Annotated in this window: 16 protein-coding genes; 7 read left to right on the forward strand and 9 right to left on the reverse strand. The window is 70.7% G+C overall.

Annotated elements, in window-relative coordinates; all coding sequences use genetic code 11:
- Positions 1–23 precede the first annotated feature (23 nt).
- On the reverse strand, positions 24–662 hold the full coding sequence (locus ACIHAD_RS19230) for a pyridoxamine 5'-phosphate oxidase family protein (RefSeq protein WP_397355825.1): 639 nt from the start codon (positions 660–662) through the stop codon (positions 24–26).
- A gap of 71 nt (positions 663–733) precedes the next feature.
- Here ACIHAD_RS19230 and ACIHAD_RS19235 point away from each other — a divergent pair, with 71 nt between their 5' ends.
- The gene (locus tag ACIHAD_RS19235; protein WP_397355826.1) at positions 734–2,128 is read left to right on the forward strand and encodes a PLP-dependent aminotransferase family protein; all 1,395 of its coding nucleotides are present in this window, start codon (positions 734–736) and stop codon (positions 2,126–2,128) included.
- Positions 2,129–2,169: 41 nt separating this feature from the next.
- Positions 2,170–2,889 (forward strand): hypothetical protein, encoded by a 720-nt coding sequence (locus tag ACIHAD_RS19240; protein ID WP_397355827.1) that lies wholly within the window; start codon positions 2,170–2,172, stop codon positions 2,887–2,889.
- Here the strand turns inward: ACIHAD_RS19240 and ACIHAD_RS19245 are convergent.
- Both ACIHAD_RS19245 and ACIHAD_RS19250 read right to left on the reverse strand, forming a co-directional pair.
- Positions 2,861–3,991 carry a DegT/DnrJ/EryC1/StrS family aminotransferase gene (locus tag ACIHAD_RS19245; protein ID WP_397355828.1) on the reverse strand — a complete coding sequence of 377 codons (1,131 nt, stop codon included), beginning with the start codon at positions 3,989–3,991 and terminating at the stop codon, positions 2,861–2,863. The genes ACIHAD_RS19240 and ACIHAD_RS19245 overlap by 29 nt on opposite strands.
- Positions 3,988–5,070, reverse strand: a complete 1,083-nt coding sequence (locus ACIHAD_RS19250) for a GNAT family N-acetyltransferase (RefSeq protein WP_397355829.1) — start codon at positions 5,068–5,070, stop codon at positions 3,988–3,990. Before ACIHAD_RS19250 ends, ACIHAD_RS19245 begins: the two co-directional genes overlap by 4 nt.
- Before the next feature lie 157 nt (positions 5,071–5,227).
- Here ACIHAD_RS19250 and ACIHAD_RS19255 point away from each other — a divergent pair, with 157 nt between their 5' ends.
- From ACIHAD_RS19255 to ACIHAD_RS19270, 4 genes are all read left to right on the forward strand, one after another.
- Positions 5,228–6,265, forward strand: a complete 1,038-nt coding sequence (locus ACIHAD_RS19255; RefSeq protein WP_397355830.1) for a phosphotransferase family protein — start codon at positions 5,228–5,230, stop codon at positions 6,263–6,265.
- An 86-nt stretch (positions 6,266–6,351) separates the two neighbouring features.
- Complete coding sequence (locus tag ACIHAD_RS19260; RefSeq protein ID WP_397355832.1) at positions 6,352–7,104, forward strand: SDR family oxidoreductase; 753 nt, start codon at positions 6,352–6,354, stop codon at positions 7,102–7,104.
- A gap of 90 nt (positions 7,105–7,194) precedes the next feature.
- Positions 7,195–8,586, forward strand: coding sequence for a xylan 1,4-beta-xylosidase (locus tag ACIHAD_RS19265; protein WP_397355833.1), 1,392 nt, complete (start codon positions 7,195–7,197; stop codon positions 8,584–8,586).
- A gap of 108 nt (positions 8,587–8,694) precedes the next feature.
- A complete protein-coding gene (locus tag ACIHAD_RS19270; RefSeq protein ID WP_397355834.1) occupies positions 8,695–9,474 on the forward strand; it encodes a class I SAM-dependent methyltransferase in 780 nt (259 codons plus the stop codon).
- Positions 9,475–9,534: 60 nt separating this feature from the next.
- On the opposite strand, the gene ACIHAD_RS19275 is transcribed toward ACIHAD_RS19270, so the two are convergent.
- Positions 9,535–10,113, reverse strand: coding sequence for a TetR/AcrR family transcriptional regulator (locus ACIHAD_RS19275; protein WP_397355835.1), 579 nt, complete (start codon positions 10,111–10,113; stop codon positions 9,535–9,537).
- Between the two features lie 52 nt (positions 10,114–10,165).
- Here ACIHAD_RS19275 and ACIHAD_RS19280 point away from each other — a divergent pair, with 52 nt between their 5' ends.
- Positions 10,166–10,630 carry a DUF2867 domain-containing protein gene (locus tag ACIHAD_RS19280; protein ID WP_397355836.1) on the forward strand — a complete coding sequence of 155 codons (465 nt, stop codon included), beginning with the start codon at positions 10,166–10,168 and terminating at the stop codon, positions 10,628–10,630.
- On the opposite strand, the gene ACIHAD_RS19285 is transcribed toward ACIHAD_RS19280, so the two are convergent.
- From ACIHAD_RS19285 to ACIHAD_RS19305, 5 genes are all read right to left on the reverse strand, one after another.
- Positions 10,620–11,594, reverse strand: a complete 975-nt coding sequence (locus ACIHAD_RS19285; protein WP_397355837.1) for an NAD(P)-dependent alcohol dehydrogenase — start codon at positions 11,592–11,594, stop codon at positions 10,620–10,622. The two genes, ACIHAD_RS19280 and ACIHAD_RS19285, sit on opposite strands and share 11 nt — an antisense overlap.
- A 9-nt stretch (positions 11,595–11,603) precedes the next feature.
- Entirely contained in the window at positions 11,604–11,870 is a 267-nt protein-coding gene (locus ACIHAD_RS19290) for a hypothetical protein (protein ID WP_357699267.1), read from the reverse strand.
- Positions 11,870–12,208 carry an ArsR/SmtB family transcription factor gene (locus tag ACIHAD_RS19295; protein WP_397355838.1) on the reverse strand — a complete coding sequence of 113 codons (339 nt, stop codon included), beginning with the start codon at positions 12,206–12,208 and terminating at the stop codon, positions 11,870–11,872. Before ACIHAD_RS19295 ends, ACIHAD_RS19290 begins: the two co-directional genes overlap by 1 nt.
- A gap of 75 nt (positions 12,209–12,283) precedes the next feature.
- Entirely contained in the window at positions 12,284–13,489 is a 1,206-nt protein-coding gene (locus ACIHAD_RS19300; RefSeq protein ID WP_397355839.1) for a DUF418 domain-containing protein, read from the reverse strand.
- Between the two features lie 70 nt (positions 13,490–13,559).
- Positions 13,560–15,734: a hypothetical protein gene (locus tag ACIHAD_RS19305; RefSeq protein WP_397355840.1), complete on the reverse strand. Its 2,175-nt coding sequence runs from the start codon at positions 15,732–15,734 to the stop codon at positions 13,560–13,562.
- Positions 15,735–15,933 lie beyond the last annotated feature (199 nt).

Consider the following 15,933-nt stretch of genomic DNA (forward strand, 5'->3'; position numbering starts at 1 on the left):
CAGGTGGTTCCGGATTCATGGAACTACTCCCGATGGAGGATGTGAACCGGTATATCGATACCTTCTGGAAGTGCCGGATCCGGTTGCGGTTCGCCCCAGGTCGTGACCAGCGGATGCACCCCGGCCCAGATCGGCAGCGCGTAGTCCTCCTCGTCGTCCTCCGGAGCCCCGCGGCGGATCTTGACCGACGCCTCCGCCAGCGGCAGGGCCAGCACGGCCGTGGCGGCCAGCTCCTTGCGCGTGGGCGGGCGGACGTAGTCCCACTGGCCGGGGGCGAGCTGCTCGGTGAGCGCCCGCAGGGCCGCCAGCCGCTCGTCGGCGTCGGTGACCAGCCGGGCGCGGCCGTAGACGATCGCCGAACGGTAGTTGACGGAGTGGTTGAAGACCGAACGGGCCAGCACGATGCCGTCCACGTGGGTGACCGTGACGCACACCTCGTCGCCGTCGCCGGCCCGCAGCGACCGGGCGCCGGTGGAGCCGTGCAGGTAGAGGGTGTCGCCGATCCTGCCGTAGCCGGTGGGCACGACCATGGGATGGCCGTCGGCCACCACGCCCAGGTGGCAGACGAGCCCGGCGTCGAGCACCTCGTAGAGGTCGTTCCTGTCGGTGCTGCCGCGGTGCTTCTCTCGGCCGAGAGTCGTGCGCGGGGTGGAGGAGAGCATGATTCGACGCTAATCGCGAAGTGGACCTATCCTGTAGGGCCACTAACCGACCCTTCCTAGAGACCACTTCCGTGCGCACCCACATTGACCTGCCGGTATCCCTGTCCCGCGACTCGACCGTCCCGCTGACCACCCAGCTCGCCGGCTGGCTGCGGCGCGCCATGATGGGCGGCGCGCTCGCGCCGGGCGAGCGGCTGCCGTCCACGCGGGCGCTGGCGGACCAGCTCAAGGTGAGCCGGACGGTCGTCACCGAGGCGTACCAGCAGCTCTACGCCGAGGGCTGGCTGGAGGGCCGCCACGGGTCCGGCACGTTCGTGGCGGCCATGGAGTCGCACGTCCCGCCCCGCGAGAGCCCGTACGAGCCGGCGCCGCCCGCCCGCCGTCCCCAGGGCGAGTGGATCGACCTGCGCCCGGGCGATCCCTGGGTGCGCGACTACGACCGGGCCGCCTGGAAGCGGGCCTGGCGCAGGGCCGGCGAGCTGCCGCCCGGCGACTCGCCCGACCTCCACGGCCTGCCGCGCCTGCGCGAGCTGCTCGCCGACCACCTGCGCAGGGCCAGAGGCATGGCCGTCGGCCCCGAGAACGTCCTGGTCACCAGGGGTACCGGCAACGGCCTCGACCTGTGCGCGCTGGCCCTGCTGGCCGGCGGCGGACGGGCCGGCGTCGAGGACCCGGGCTACCACGTGGCCCGTACGGTGTTCGCGGCCAGGGGCGCCGAGGTCGTGCCCTGCCCGGTCGACGAGGACGGCGTGATCGTCGACGGCCTCCCGCGCGACCTGCGCGTCCTGTACACCACCCCGGCCCACCAGTACCCGCTGGGCGGCCGGTTGCCGATCCCGCGCAGGGAACGCCTGCTGTCGTGGGCCAGGAGCACCGGCGCCACGATCGTCGAGGACGACTACGACGCCGAGTTCCGCTACGACGTCGCCCCCCTGCCCGCCCTCTACGGCCTCGACCCCACCCGCGTCGTGCTGCTCGGCAGCCTGTCCAAGACCCTCGCCCCCGACGTCGGCGTCGGCTGGCTGGTCGGCACGCCCGACCTGGTGAGCCGGATCGCCGCCCTCCGCGCCGCGGTCTCCGACCGCACCAGCGGCCCGGTCCAGCAGGCCGTCGCCACCCTCCTGGAACGCGGCGACCTCGACCGCCACCTGCGCAGGATGCGCCTGGAGTACGCCCGCCGCCGGGCCGCCGTCGTGGAGATCCTCGGCCCGGTCTGCCGACTGCGCGGCGACACCGCCGGCCTGCACGTGCTGGCCGAGCTGCCGGCGGGCGACGTCCAGGGGGTCGTGGACCGGGCCAGGGAGCGCGGCGTGCTGCTCGACCCCGCCGACCGCCACCACCACGACCGCGCCCGCCTGCACGGCCTGGTCCTCGGCTACGGCTCGGCCTCGCTCAGGGACGTCCGGCGCGGCTGCGCGGTGCTGGCCGCCCTGATCCGGGATGCTCAGGGCGGATTGAGTATCTGAGCGCTGGCGGCGGCCGGTCCGCCGTCGGCAGGGTGGCGGGCATGAAACCCTGGCTCCTGCTGATCTCGCTGCTCGCCACGGCGGTCACCGCGTGGCTCGTGCTCTACGCGGGCGTGCCCCTGTCCACGCTCCTGTCGCTGGGCCTGGGCGCGATCTGCCTGGTCTGGCTGGTCGTCCTGCTGACCTTCCCGTGGAACCTGTCCTTCGCCGCCCGCCAGGTGGTGCACGAGATCGCGGTCTCCCGCGAGTCGGGCATCGAGGTCCCGGCCCGCCGCGAGGAGGAGGCCAGGACGATCGCCCGCCGCATGCTCGTCCTCGCGGTCGCCGGGCACGTGGTCTCGGCCGTCGTGGTCGCGGTGGTCACGTTCTTCTCCGGCCGGCAGGTCGGCTACTACTTCGCCGGGTTCTACCTGCTGGCCACCGCGTTCCGGCCGGCCGGGGCCTACGTCGGGCACCTGCGCGAGCGGGTCAGGACCCTGGGCCGCGAGGTCCGCTACCCGCGCCTCGACGTGATCGCGCTGCGCGACCAGGTCGAGACGCTGACCGCCGCCTCCGAACGGCTCACCCGGCAGGTCGAGGAGATCGGCGGCGAGCTCGCGGCCACCAGGGCCGACATGGAACAGGCCGACCACGACCTGAGCCGGCGGATCACGCTGATGGCCCGCCGCTTCGAGGAGACCGTGGACGGCCTGAACGACAACCAGGAGATCATCACCGGGTTGCGCGCGTTCCTCAGGCTGGTTCGCGCGGACCCCGCGTAGGCGGCTCAAGACCGCGCAGGACGGGCAGGGAGCGGGAGGCGTACACCGGGTCCACGGGCAGCACGTGCCGGGCCCACCAGCGGGCGGGGCCGGGGTCCGGCGAGGCGTCGGTGAAGCCGGGGGCGTAGTCGTCGTACGGCGGGTCGTACAGGTAGCCGGTGGCCACCCCGCGGCGCTCCAGCTCGGCGACGGCCGCGTCCCTGTCGCGCACCAGCAGCGGGACGCGGAACAGCGGCTGGTCCAGGTTGTCCAGCACGGCGGGCGCCACCGTGGGCAGCTCGGCCAGCCGGGCGATCCCGGCCAGCCGCCGCGCCCGCTCGCCGGGCACCTTGGCCAGGCGCCTGGACTGGTACCAGCGGACCAGACGTCCCCGCCGGGCGCGGTAGGCCGCCAGGTCGGCACGTACCCACGGGTCGAACGGCGGCAGCGCGGGCACCTGCTTGAGCGCCGGCTCCAGCGCGTCGGCCTCCAGCGCGATGCGGTAGCCCTCGCGCTCCTCCTGCATGCCGAGGGCGCGCATGAGCGCGAGCGCGGGACGTACGAGGTCGAGCCTGAGCGCGGCCTGCCGGGCCATGGAGGTGGCGACGCTGACCAGGTCGGCGCGGAGCGCACCGGGGACGAGCAGCTCGTCGCGGGCGCGTTCGAGCGCTTCGAGGTCGGCGCGGTCGGTCACGGCCAGCACGCCCCCCGAGCCCGCGCCCGGATGCTTGGACAGGCTGAAGACCCCCGCCTGGCCGAACGTGCCCAGCGGACGCCCGCCGGGAGCGGTCTCCAGAGCGTGCGCCACATCCTCGATCAGGATTTTTCCCGAGAAGGCGGACACCTGGTCGGGCAGGCCGTACAGGTTCGTGGTCAGGACGGCGTCCACGGTGGACAGGTCGGCGCGGGAGACGTCGATGTTGCCGTCACGCGGGGACAGCGGCGCGATCACCGGGCGCAGGCCGGCCGCCAGCACCAGGAAGAGGATCTCGTCGGCCGAGATCGGCGACATGAGCAGCCGCTGACCCGGCAGGCACCAGTGGCGCAGCGCGAGGTAGAGGCCGAGGCGGTTGGAAGGGAGCCACAGGCAGTGCCGTCCGGTGCGCTCCGCGATGAGTCTCACCCTTGTAGGACGGTACGCAGTCGCCCAAAGGTTTTCAAAGCCTTGTCCGCGGTCTTGAGCAGCAGCGGATTGGCCATCACCGCGGCGCGCGTCTTGCGCACCGGCACCCGCATCATCCAGTGGACCCCGGCCGCCACACCGGCCCTGGCGAGCCGGCCCTCGGCCACCTCGTACTGGCCGTTCTTCAGCTTGTCCTTGTACTCCTTCTCGCCCCGGCCCATGTCGATCACCTGGACGCCCGAAGCGGCGGCCGCCTCGGCCATCGCCAGGTGGTGGATGAGCCCGGGGGAGTACTTGGCGTACTGCGTGTCGTAGGCCGGGAACCAGCCGGCCAGCGTCGTACGGGTGCGCACCCCGAAGTGTCCGGCCACCGGCAGGTCGTCGACGTAGACCATGTCGAGCACGCCGGCGAAGCTGTCGGACCGGGTCGCGAGCAGCCGCTCGACCAGCTCGACGATCCACCGGTGGGCGAACCGGTCGGTACGCCCGGTACGCCGGTACTGGTCGGTCTTCCAGCCGAGCAGCGTGTGCAGCGGGCCGGTGTCGGTGATCGCGTAGTCGTGGCGAACCGGACCCACCTCGCGCTGCAGCTTGCGCGACTTGGCCAGGGTCGACTTGTACGTCTTGCCGGACTGGGCCCTCAACGTCTCGGTGTAGGGGCCGTAGCCGTCGCGCAGGTCGATGATCGGCGAGGGGTGCGTCGTGTGCCGCCCGTCGAGCAGCGGCTGGCCCGGGACCAGGTGGTCGAACTCGAAGACCGACAGCCCGCAGTCCTTGATCAGGCGGTACGGGTCGAGGTCGAGGCCCTTGGCGTAGACCAGGCCCTGCGCGTCGGTGAGCCCCGCGGCGACCGGCTTGCCGATGCCCAGCGGATGGCGTTCGAAGGGGAAGAAGCCGACGATGTCCGGCCCGTCGTACAGGACGGCCACCCGGACGAGATCCCGCAACTCGCCCACCGTGACCGTGAATTCCGGGGACAGGAAGGGGTTGTCGAAGGCGGCGTCGGACTCCTGGAGGGCGCGCCATCGGCTGAGCTCGGGCTGTCCCAGCTCGCGAGGGTGGGCAACGGTGACGCGCATGGGCTCCTACTGTCGGCTTACCACGATCTGACCAGCATGCGGTCAGAGGTGTACGGCCAGGTTAAAGGATAAGAATCCATGCCTGGGATAGGCCGGGCCGAGTGTTATGCAACTCTCAGCTGGCTTTCAGGACCGAGTGACGTTCTAATGTGTGTCCATGACCGTACCAGGGATCGACTGGCCGCGGCTGGTCTCGTGGCTGGGCAGGCACGTGCCGGACGCCGGGGAGCCGCTGTCCGTCTCGCTGATCTCCGGAGGCAGGTCGAACCTGACCTACCTGGTGGAGGCGCGCGAACGCCGGCTGGTGCTGCGCAGGCCGCCGCTGGGTCACGTGCTGCCCACCGCCCACGACATGCGGCGGGAGTGGCGGGTCATCTCCGCGCTCGCGCCGACGCCCGTCCCGGTGCCCGAGCCCGTCGCCTTCTGCGCCGACGAAGAGGTGGTCGGGGCGCCGTTCTACGTCATGGGGTACGTGCCCGGCGCCGCCGTCCAGACCAGGGCCGAGCTGGGCGAGCCGACGCCGGCCCAGACGCGGCGGCTGTCGGAGCGGCTGGCCGAGGTGCTGGCCGCCATCCACGCCGTGGACTACCACGAGGTGGGGCTCGGCGACTTCGGCCGGCCCGAGGGGTACATGGCCCGGCAGCTCGACCGGTGGTGCCAGCAGTGGGAGCGGTCGAAGACCGCCGACCTGCCCGACTACGACAGCCTCGTACGGCGGTTGCGCGAGCGGCTGCCCGCCACGTCCGACAGCACGTTGGTGCACGGCGACTACCGGCTCGACAACACGCTGGTGCGCCTGGCGCCGCCGCCGGCCGAGATCGAGATCATGGCCGTGGTCGACTGGGAGATGTCCACGCTCGGCGACCCGCTGGCCGACCTGGGGCTGACGCTGACGTACTGGCACGATCGCGGGGACGACGAGCGGGCCCGCATCCCGGTGTCGGGGGACGTGACGGTGGCGCCGGGATTCATGAACGCCGCCGAATTCGCCGCCCACTACACAAAGGTCTCAGGCCGCGATATTTCAGATCTTGGGTTTTATGTGGCTTTTGGCAATTTCAAGCTCGCGGTCATCGTGGAGGGTATCCACGCCCGGTTCAAGCAGGGTAAGACCGTGGGGGAGGGGTTCGACCGCATCGGCGCGGCCGTGCCGACCCTGATCGCCCGCGCCCATCGCATGCTCGACCAGCCCTGATCTCCCGAGCCCATCGCATTCTCGACCAGCTCTCACCCCCCGCGCCCATCGCATCTCGACCAGCCCGCACCCCCTCAAGGAGCGCCATGAGCACAGTTGCACTCATCACCGGAGCGGCGAGCGGCATCGGCGCCGCGGTGGCCCGGCGGCTGTCGTCGGGCGGGGCGAAGTGCGTCCTCGTCGACCGCGACGGCGAGGGGGTCGAGCGGCTGGCCAAGGAGGTCGAGGGCGCGTGGCTGGCCGCCGACGTCAGCACCGAGGAAGCCTCCCTGGAGGCCGTCGCGCTCGCCGAGCGGCGGTACGGCCGCCTCGACCTGGTGCACCTCAACGCCGGCATCTCCGGGGGCGTCGACCTCGCGGCCTTCGACGTGGAGCGCTACCGCGCGATCGTCGGCGTGAACGTGGACGGCGTCGTCTTCGGCGTGCGCGCCGCCGTGCCGCTGCTGATCAGGTCGGGCGGGGGCGCGATCGTGGCCACGTCCTCGCTGGCCGGGCTGGTGGCCTTCGCCGGCGACCCGATCTACACGATGACCAAGCACGCCGTCGTCGGCCTGGTCCGGGCGCTGGCTGAGCCACTGTCCCAGCAGAACATCCGGATCAACGCCGTCTGCCCCGGATTCACCGACACCCCGCTGGTGGCCGCCGCGCGGGACATGTTCGTGAACGCCGGATTCCCGCTGCTCACGGCCGAGGACGTCGCCGCCGCCGTCGAGTCCGCCTTCTACGCCGAGACGCCGGGCACCCTTCTCGTCGTGCAGCCGGGCAGGCAGCCGGTGCCGTACCGTTACTCGGGGGTTCCCGGGCCTGCGGGCGGTCAGCGGCCACCCGCTTCTGACTGACGGCAAGTCTGCTGCAAGCGGGACGATTACCGTCATAAGGGCCGGGCGCTGCCTGGCCCTTGTACATTGCGTGATGGTAAGGAGCGTTCCGTGATTCCCAGCGACGGCAGACACGCGCGCAGACGGTCGCCATGGCCGATCGCCCTAGGGGCGGGCATCCTCGCGGTCGTGCTCGTCGTCGGCATCATGGTCTACGCGGGCATCCGGTCGAACTCGCGCGAGGGGTACAAGGGCGGCGAGGTGGCCGAGGTCGGGCCGACCCAGGCCCCGCCGCAGCTCGAACAGCCGCCCGTGCTCCACGACTGGCCCCGGTGGGGCGTCACGCACACGCAGTACAGCGCGGAGACCGAGCCGCGGCAGGTCGTCGAGCAGGCCAGGGGCATGCTGGGACGGGTGCCGATGTTGCAGAACCAGCACATCATGGGCTGGGGGGTGGGCAACCCCGAGCCGAGCCCCGGCCAGTTCAGCTTCCGCGACCTCGACCGGCGGCTGACGTTCATGGCGTCGTCGCGGGCGGTGCCGGTGATCACCCTGTGCTGCGCGCCCGACTGGATGAAGGGCGGGCAGCCCGGACGTACCGACTGGAGCAAGAACCACACCGTCGCTCCCAAACCAGAGCATTTCGACGACTACGCCAAGCTGGCCGCGCGGGTGGCCAAGCAGTACCCGACCGTCAAGTACTACATGGTGTGGAACGAGTTCAAGGGCTTCTGGGACCCCTCGACCAACCGGTGGGACGCCGAGGGGTACACGCAGCTCTACAACAAGGTCTACACGGCGTTGAAGAAGGTGAACCCGCAGATCAAGGTGGGTGGGCCGTACATGCCGATCGAGAGCGGCTCGGGCGGCGGGCCCTCCGGGCTGAAGGGCCCGTGGGGGACCGTGGACCAGCGGGCGCTCGACGCGATCGAGTACTGGATCCAGCACAAGAAGGGCGCCGACTTCATCGTCGTGGACGGCGCCTCCATGACGACCGACAAAGGGAACGTTCCCGACGACTTCGGCGCGCTCGGCAAGTTCGGCGCGATCACGACGTGGCTGCGGCAGAAGAGCGACGACCTGCCGGTCTGGTGGGCCGAGTGGTACGTCGAGCCGGAGAACTCCGGGTGGAGCGAGGAGCGGCGCACGGCCGTGCAGGCGGCCGCGCTGATGGAGTTCGCCAGGAGCGGCGTCACCACCGCCCTGTACTGGAACCCCCAGGTGAAGGGCTCGGGTGACTGCCCCGGCTGCCTTTGGGCTCCCGGGCGGGGGGACGAGATGCCGATGGCGGGGCTGCTCAGCGGGTTCACCCGGTGGTTCCCGGCGGGGGCGCGGCTCGACGGGGCGGTGACGTCGTCCGACCCGAAGGTGAAGGTGCTGGCGCAGGAGCAGCAGGTCGTCATGGTGAACACGTCGGACCGGGAGGTCACGGCGACGGTGGACGGCAGGGCGGTGACGCTGGGGGCGTACGAGATCAAGTGGGCCGGGAGAGGCGGCGCCTGACGGCGCTCACGGCCCCCCACCCCAGCCCGTCACTGATCCGGACACCCGGGAACGTAGAGTGGTGGTCCATAAGCTGACAGTAGCCGACTTGTGATGCCAGGGACCGTGATGACCGACAGCAACGCCGAGCCGCCCATCGTGCACATCCTCGACCCGATGAGCGCGGCCTACGACGCCGCCTTCGCCACCTTCCTGGCCCACACCGACCAGAAGATCCGGGCCCGCGAGGAACTGGCCCGGGTCGTGGACCGGCTGCCCTACCACCGTACGTTGATCGACGCCGGCGCCGGGACGGGCGAGACCACCGCCTGGCTGGCCCCCCGGTTCGAGCGGACCATCGCCATCGAGCCCAACGAGCACCTGCGCTCGGAGTTGGGCAGCCGGTGTCCGGAGGCCACCGTCCTCGGCCAGGACATCGCCACCGCCGATCCGGGGGAGGCGGCCGACCTCGTGCTGTGCGCGCACGTCCTGTACTACGTGCCGCAACAGACATGGCTGCACCAGCTCCAGCGGCTGGCCTCCTGGACCTCCGAGGGCGGCTTCACCGTGGTCGTGCTGCAGAATCCCGACAGCGACTGCATGCGCCTGCTGCGTCGCTTCACCGGGCACCGCTACGACCTGGACGCCCTCGGGCGCGCCTTCGCCGCCACCGCGGGCGCCGAATGGGAGATCGGCATCAGCACGGACCCGGCCTTCGTCACCATGCCCGACCTGGAAACCGCCCTGGCGATCGCGCAGTTCATGCTCAACGTGGTCCCGTTGTCGCAGCCGCCCGCCATGGACGAGGTCGCCGCCTACCTCCAGGAGCACTTCCGCACTCCGGAGGGCTACCGCCTGAGCTGTGACCAGGACTTCCTGGAACTACAACGCAACGGCCCAGACACCTGACCAGCCCGGACGCCTGAACGTGCGCGAACACGTGACGGCCCCGACGCGCACGAACAGCTCTCACCCGACCTGGGCGTGCGGCGGCGTGACGGCCATCGTGAAGGCGGTCTCGGTGAGGAGCGCGTGATCGAGGGGGATGTGCGGCCGCGTGCCACGTTCGAGCTGCTGCAGCCCGAGCACCACCGCCAGCGCGAGCAGCGCCCGCCGCTCGGCCTCCTCCACACCGAAGCCCAGCTCCACCAGGAGCCCGGCGACGAAGTCGACGCGGCGCCGGGTGACCCGGGTGACGATGTCGGCGACGCCCTCGCGTTCGGCGTCGAGGTAGAGGCGGCTCTCGCCGCCGCGCCGCCCCGCGCGGGCCGCGACCGTGCCGAACAGGGCGCGCAGGCGGGCGCGCGGCTCGGTCTCGGCGGAGGCGGCCGCGATGATGTGCTCGGTCTCCTCGGCCTCCCAGCGTTCCATGACGGCCCGGACGAGCGCGCCGCGGTCGGCGTGGTGCCAGTAGAAGGAGCCCTTGGTCGTGCCGAGGTCGCGGGCGACGGCCTCGACCCGCACCGAGTCCAGGCCGATCTTGGTGAAACGCGCGTACGCGGCGTCCACCCACTGTTCCGCCGTGATCCGGCGGCCCCCTTGCGCCATTCGCCATACGGTACCGTATAGTCCTGACCATACGGCACCGTATGGAGGCGTCATGAGAACACCCGGTTACTGGTCGTCCGCCCTGGAGGACATCCCCGCGCCCGACTACGCCGACATGATCGTCGGCGTGCTGCCACCCCGCGCGACCGACGATCCGCGGATCTGGGCGAAGGCCGTCTTCTCGATCGCGTCGATGCCCCGCTGGATCGCCGCCGCCATGTGGCTGCGCCAGGCGATCGTGCCGCTGGTCGGCATCCCGCGCGCGCCGCGCGACATCTTCCGGGTCGGCCGGGTCGAGGGGGACGAGGCGCTGATCTCGGCCGACGACCGGCATCTCGACTTCCGCTGCGGCGTGGGGGTCGATCGCGAGGCCCGGCTCGTTCGGGTGACGACCACGGTCCGGCTGAAGGGGTGGCGCGGCCGCCTCTACTTCTGGCCGGTACGTCTCGTGCACCCGATCGTCGTCCAGGCCATGCTCCGCTCCGCCCAGCGCCGCCTGGGAGCGCCTAGAGGGTGACGACGACCTTGCCCGTGGCGTGGCCCTGCTCGACGTGGGCGATGGCCTGAGCCACCTCCTCCAGCCGGTACGTCCGGCTGACGACGGGGACGACCTCGCCCGCCTCGACGAGCTCGCGTACGGCGGCCAGCGCGTCCCGGTCCTCGGCCGTGACGAAGTTGACCATGCGCTGCCGGACGAACGGCTTCGCCGCGAGCACGCGCAGGATGCGCCCGGACGGCCCGAGGAAGGACCCGCCGCCGGAGCCCGAGTTGGGGATGTAGGTGCCGGTAGGGGTGAGGGCGCGCCGGCAGTCCGAGAGGCGCCGGTCGCCCACGTTGTCGAGGATGAGGTCGTACCGGCCGGTGTGGTGGGTGAAGTCCTGCCTGGTGTAGTCGATGATCTCGTCGGCCCCCAGGGACGCGACCAACTCCGCCTTGCCGCCGCTGCACACGCCCGTCACCTCGGCGCCCAGCGCCTTGGCGATCTGCACCGCGAACGTCCCCACCCCGCCCGCCGCGCCGACGACCAGCACTTTCTGCCCCGGCTTGACCCCACCTCTGGTGGCCAGGGCCTCGTAGGCGGTCAGCGCCGCCGACGGCACGGCCGCCGCCTGCTCGTACGTCAGCCCGGCCGGCTTCTCCAGCAGCGCCTTGTCCTGGGGGACGGCGACGTACTCGGCGAAGGCGCCCTGGCAGTGGCCGAACACCTCGTCGCCGGGCCTCAGCCGGGTGACGTTGCGGCCGGTCGCCTCGACCCGCCCGGTCAGGTCCATGCCGAGCCCGCCGAACCTGGGCCGGCGCAGCCCGGACACGGCCCGCATGACGTACGGCAGGCCGCGCACGAAGTGCCAGTCACCCGGGTTGACGGCCGCCGCCCGCACCCGGACCAGCACGTCGTCGTCGCCGACCGCCGGCGGATCGACCTCTCGCAGCTCGATGACGGCATCGGGCGGCCCGTAGGCGGCATAACGGATGGCCTTCATGGCACGCTCCTACTCGACGGTTCTGAGGATCTGCTCGATCGACGCCGTACGGGCGCGCAGCTCGGCCAGATCGGCGGCCGAGCGCTGCTGGGCGTCAAGGGTGTTCTCGGCGAGCTGCTCGAACCTGTGCACCAGCCGGCGCAGGTCGTCCTTCTGCATGGCCTCCAGCTTCGCCTTACGGAAGTCGAAGAGGCCGACGATGACCAGGCAGATCAGGAAGCCGGTCACGAGCAGCACACCGAGGATGAAGATCACCTCGGGCCAGGCGGTGGGCATCAGGGGCGCTCCTTGGGCTCCGGGTCGGGCACGGTGAGGGTCTTGGCCGCCTCGGCCAGCGCCGCTGCGGTGAGGTGGAGGTCGAAGTCGGTGACTTCGTAGTACTTCATGGCTTTGCCGTCCTCGGAGAGCTCCAGCGTGCCGACGATCAGGCCGGCCGCTTCGAGCCGCCGCAGGTGCATGTGGAGGAGCGGACGGCTGACGCCGATCACGCGGGCCAGATGGCTCACGTAGTCGCGGCCGGTGGACAGGGTCGCGACGATGCGCACCCGCAGGGGGTTGGCCAGCGCCGCCAGCATCTCGACCAGGTCGTCACCGGTCGGCCCGGCATCGGTCATGATTTCCCGTCACGTGAAAGGTTTTCCTTACACGTGAGAGCGTACCTCGCCCAAGGGGGGTTTGGGCAGACGGTTTCAGGCGACCTGCGCGGAGCCGCGGGCCTTGCGCCGCTCGCTCGTGGGCCTGCGCCAGTACGTCAGGAAGCGCAGCACCCACTCCACCGGCCCGTACCGGTGTCCCTTGAGCCACCAATGGCTGTAGAGCACCTGGACGGCGAAGATGGCCAGCGCGATCAGCACCTCGACGGCGGGGCTGACCCGATCCACCAGGGCCAGGCCGTAGCCGGTGAAGATCAGCGAACAGATCAGCGACTGGCCCAGGTAGTTCGACAGGGCCATCCGTCCGGGGGCGGCCAGGGCCCGGCCCACCCGCGGCAGGTACGGCAGCACCCGCAGGAACGTGGCCGCGTACGCGGCGGCCAGCAGCGGCGCGGTCACCAGGTCCACCGCCTCGCCCAGGAACTTGTTCACCGTGCCGTTCCAGGCCGACTGCGTGTAGACGAAGGCGCCGGCCAGGCCGACCGTGAACCCGGTCCACTGCAGCCTGCGCAGCGCCACCTTGTGCTCCGACAGGTTCCGCAGCACGCCCAGCTTGCCGACCGCCAGCCCGATCAGGCACGCGGCCAGCACCGCCGGCCCCTGGAACAGCACGCGCAGCAGGACGATCAGCGACAGTTTGCGCATGTGCTCGGAGATGATCTGCCAGAACACCCCGCCGAGGGCGGTGTCGGACCTGGCGGCCTCGGCGGTGCCCTCGGCGACCGTGCCGGACGCGTCCAGGCCGACCATCGCCAGCAGGGCCAGCATCAGGAACCCGAACGCGAGCATCAGGGTCAGCAGCCCGGCCAGCACGATCGCGGTCTTGGGGCCGATCCTGCGCAGCACCAGCAGTGCGATCCCGACGAACGCGTACGTCGTCAGGATGTCGCCGGGGAACAGCAGCACCGCGTGGGCCAGGCCGATCAGCAGCAGTCCGGCCAGGCGGCGCAGGAACATCGGCACGAACGCCCGCCCCCGCCGTACGGCCGAGTCGAGCTGGAGCGTGAAGCTGTAGCCGAACAGGAAGGAGAACAGCAGGTAGAACTTGTTCTCCATGAACAGCGTCACGAGCCAGCGCGTGACCCAGTCGAGCGAGGAGTCGAAGCCGGGCTCCGCCATTCCGGCCATCCGGTAGCCGGAGGCCAGGAAGGCGATGTTGACGACGAGGATCCCCAGCAGGGAGAAGCCGCGCAGGGCGTCTACAGAAGTGATCCTCGCAGCCGCGAGTCGTGCGTCGGGCATGGCGGGAAGTGTCTCCTGTGTCCTCATCAGGCGTACATCATCCCGCAAAACCTTAGCGTTTCCTGTGAATTCAGTTATTTAGTGCGATGTGGATAAATCTCTCAATGATCACTGCTATGGAGATCAAGAACGCCGGGATGGCCAGCCACATCAGCCCTCGGCGCGCCCGTCGCGCCCGGTTCGCCCCGTTCAGCCCGATGACCTCGTAGCCGAACAGCGCCACCCAGGTCACGACCAGCGCCCCGATGCCGACGGGCGTCCACGGCGACGTGGGGTCGCCACGCCCCTTGTAGGGGTTGGGTTCGGGGATCTCCGTCCCCTTCACGAACTTCTTCCAGGTGTAGAGCGCGGCGTCGTCGTTGGAGAAGACCTTCTTCAGGTCGGGCGAGGCGTCCAGCGCGGCCCGGAACCGCTGCCCCCAGTCCTCGGAGAAGCCCTCGTTGAGCTGCAGGTAGCTGACCTGCCCGCGGCTCACCATCAGGTACGAGTTGCGCGGCTGCTCCTTCAGCTTGGCCACCGCGTCGGAGATCTGCGTCGGGTCCTTGTGCACCAGCGCCTGCACGCCGAAGTTGACCAGCTCGACGTCCCGTTCGCCCCACGGAAGGGTCGGCGTGACCTCCGGGCCCTCCTTGGGCACCAGGTAGAGCACCTTGGCGCTCGGCTTGTCGTGGTCGTACACGTAGTGCAGGGCGGCCACCTCGCCGGTGGTGACCCGTTCGAACTTCTCGTTGCCGTACCGGGCCAGCAGGAACGCGAACGCGAACAGCACCGCGAAGCAGGCCGCGAGCACGACCGAGATCTTTCTGGTCAGCTCGGGGTTGAAACGCACGTTCCGCCTGCGCAGCGGCACGGTCTCCTCGCGCACGTCCGCGCTGTCGGCCGGCAGGTTCGGGAAGAACGCGTACGCGGCCAGCAGACAGGAGCCCGGCAGCGCGAACATGTAGATGCGCAGCCCGATCTCGCCGCCGTAGCTCTGCAGCCCCAGCGCCAGCACCGGCACGCACAGCAGGATCAGCGCGGACCGGTCGAACACCCCGCGCCGCAGCCGCCGGAACAGCCCGGCCGCCGCCAGCGAGAGGATGACCCCGAGGATGCCGAGCCGCGCCTGCAGCACCATCGCGTGCGCGGGGTCGCTGCCCTCGACGCGGTCGGAGGTGGCGCTGCCGATGTTCTGCAGGATCTTGCCCAGACCGCCGAAGATCGCGTCGATCTGGCCCGCCCAGAACCCCACCGTCATGTAGCTGATCCACGCCAGCGTCACGAGCCCGAGGAAGAACGGCAGCGCCCACGTTAGCGAGGTCCGCTTGAAGATCAGGAACGCCGTCACCACGCCCATCATCATGAACGGCGTGATCTGGTGCGAGGCCACCGACGCGAAGAACAGCGCCAGCAGCATCAGCAGCATCAGCAGCTTGTCGGCCCGGTAGGTGCCGGTGTTCACGATCTCGCCGGGTGTCATCGCGTCGAGCTTGCCGAGCAGCTTGCGCAGCCCCTTGGGCGGCACCGGCTTCGTACGCGGCTCCACCCGTCCGAACCACCGCAACAGGATCGCCACGAACGCCAGATACAGGGCGAACGTGAACCCCTGCGGAGAGAAGTAGTCCTGCCCGATCCACTGCACGAGGATGAACAGCAGCGCCGCGAACCAGCGGGCCCGCGTCGTCGCCACCACCTGACGCAGGATCAGGACGAACGGGAGCAGATAGAGCAGGTTCGACAGCAACGGCGTCCATTGCAGGATCGTCGTCATGTCGGTGATGCCGGCGGCCTTGGTGACGAACGCGAACAACGCGAAGAAGCCCGGCCAGCCCATGCGGGCGTCGATGCTGATCGCCGTCTCGCCCGTCCTGGAGATGAACTCCACGAACCCGGCATGGATGTACGCCGTGGGGAATCGCGGCTCGCTGGCCACCAGCGCGCCCGCGCCGTGCAGGGCGAACGTGATGGCGGCGATCTGGAACAGCAGCAGGAACTTGCGGTCGGTGCTCTGGGCGACCGTGACGAAGAACGACACGATCATGATCAGGATGGCGATGAACGCCGTCGCCGGCAGCGCCGAGATCAGGCCCAGGCCGTTGATGTTCGCCGGGTCCACACCCCGCAGCGGGCCCGGGGGCACGCGCAGGGCGAGAATGTACATGAGCAGGCCCTCAAGCACGAGGACGAGGGGCAGCCACTTGGGCGCACTGGCGATCAGCGCCCCGACCCGCCCTCCGGCGACCCTGCCCTTCTGCGCCTCGGCCACGGGCGCGCCTTCCCCGCCCCGCGCACCTTCCGCGACCTGCCCCTTGCCGGAAGCCACGTCGGCCCGCTCGACGACCGGAGCCCCAACCCCCGCCGCACCGGCACTGACCGCCCTGGAAGCGGGCGCCCGGAACGCGACGGTCCTGTCGTCAACGTCCCCGGCCCCATCGCCATCGGCCTCACCGCCACGGCCCACCTCG

Source organism: Nonomuraea sp. NPDC052265, assembly GCF_044547985.1.
Taxonomy (GTDB): domain Bacteria; phylum Actinomycetota; class Actinomycetes; order Streptosporangiales; family Streptosporangiaceae; genus Nonomuraea.

What these genes read in the sequence shown, in the direction of transcription:
- ACIHAD_RS19230 (WP_397355825.1), bottom strand. Translation starts at nt 662, where the DNA reads ATGCTCTCCTCCACCCCGCGCACGACTCTCGGCCGAGAGAAGCACCGC.
- ACIHAD_RS19240 (WP_397355827.1), top strand. Translation starts at nt 2,170, where the DNA reads ATGAAACCCTGGCTCCTGCTGATCTCGCTGCTCGCCACGGCGGTCACC.
- ACIHAD_RS19250 (WP_397355829.1), bottom strand. Translation starts at nt 5,070, where the DNA reads ATGCGCGTCACCGTTGCCCACCCTCGCGAGCTGGGACAGCCCGAGCTC.
- ACIHAD_RS19255 (WP_397355830.1), top strand. Translation starts at nt 5,228, where the DNA reads ATGACCGTACCAGGGATCGACTGGCCGCGGCTGGTCTCGTGGCTGGGC.
- ACIHAD_RS19260 (WP_397355832.1), top strand. Translation starts at nt 6,352, where the DNA reads ATGAGCACAGTTGCACTCATCACCGGAGCGGCGAGCGGCATCGGCGCC.
- ACIHAD_RS19270 (WP_397355834.1), top strand. Translation starts at nt 8,695, where the DNA reads ATGACCGACAGCAACGCCGAGCCGCCCATCGTGCACATCCTCGACCCG.
- ACIHAD_RS19275 (WP_397355835.1), bottom strand. Translation starts at nt 10,113, where the DNA reads ATGGCGCAAGGGGGCCGCCGGATCACGGCGGAACAGTGGGTGGACGCC.
- ACIHAD_RS19280 (WP_397355836.1), top strand. Translation starts at nt 10,166, where the DNA reads ATGAGAACACCCGGTTACTGGTCGTCCGCCCTGGAGGACATCCCCGCG.
- ACIHAD_RS19285 (WP_397355837.1), bottom strand. Translation starts at nt 11,594, where the DNA reads ATGAAGGCCATCCGTTATGCCGCCTACGGGCCGCCCGATGCCGTCATC.
- ACIHAD_RS19290 (WP_357699267.1), bottom strand. Translation starts at nt 11,870, where the DNA reads ATGCCCACCGCCTGGCCCGAGGTGATCTTCATCCTCGGTGTGCTGCTC.
- ACIHAD_RS19295 (WP_397355838.1), bottom strand. Translation starts at nt 12,208, where the DNA reads ATGACCGATGCCGGGCCGACCGGTGACGACCTGGTCGAGATGCTGGCG.
- ACIHAD_RS19300 (WP_397355839.1), bottom strand. Translation starts at nt 13,489, where the DNA reads ATGCCCGACGCACGACTCGCGGCTGCGAGGATCACTTCTGTAGACGCC.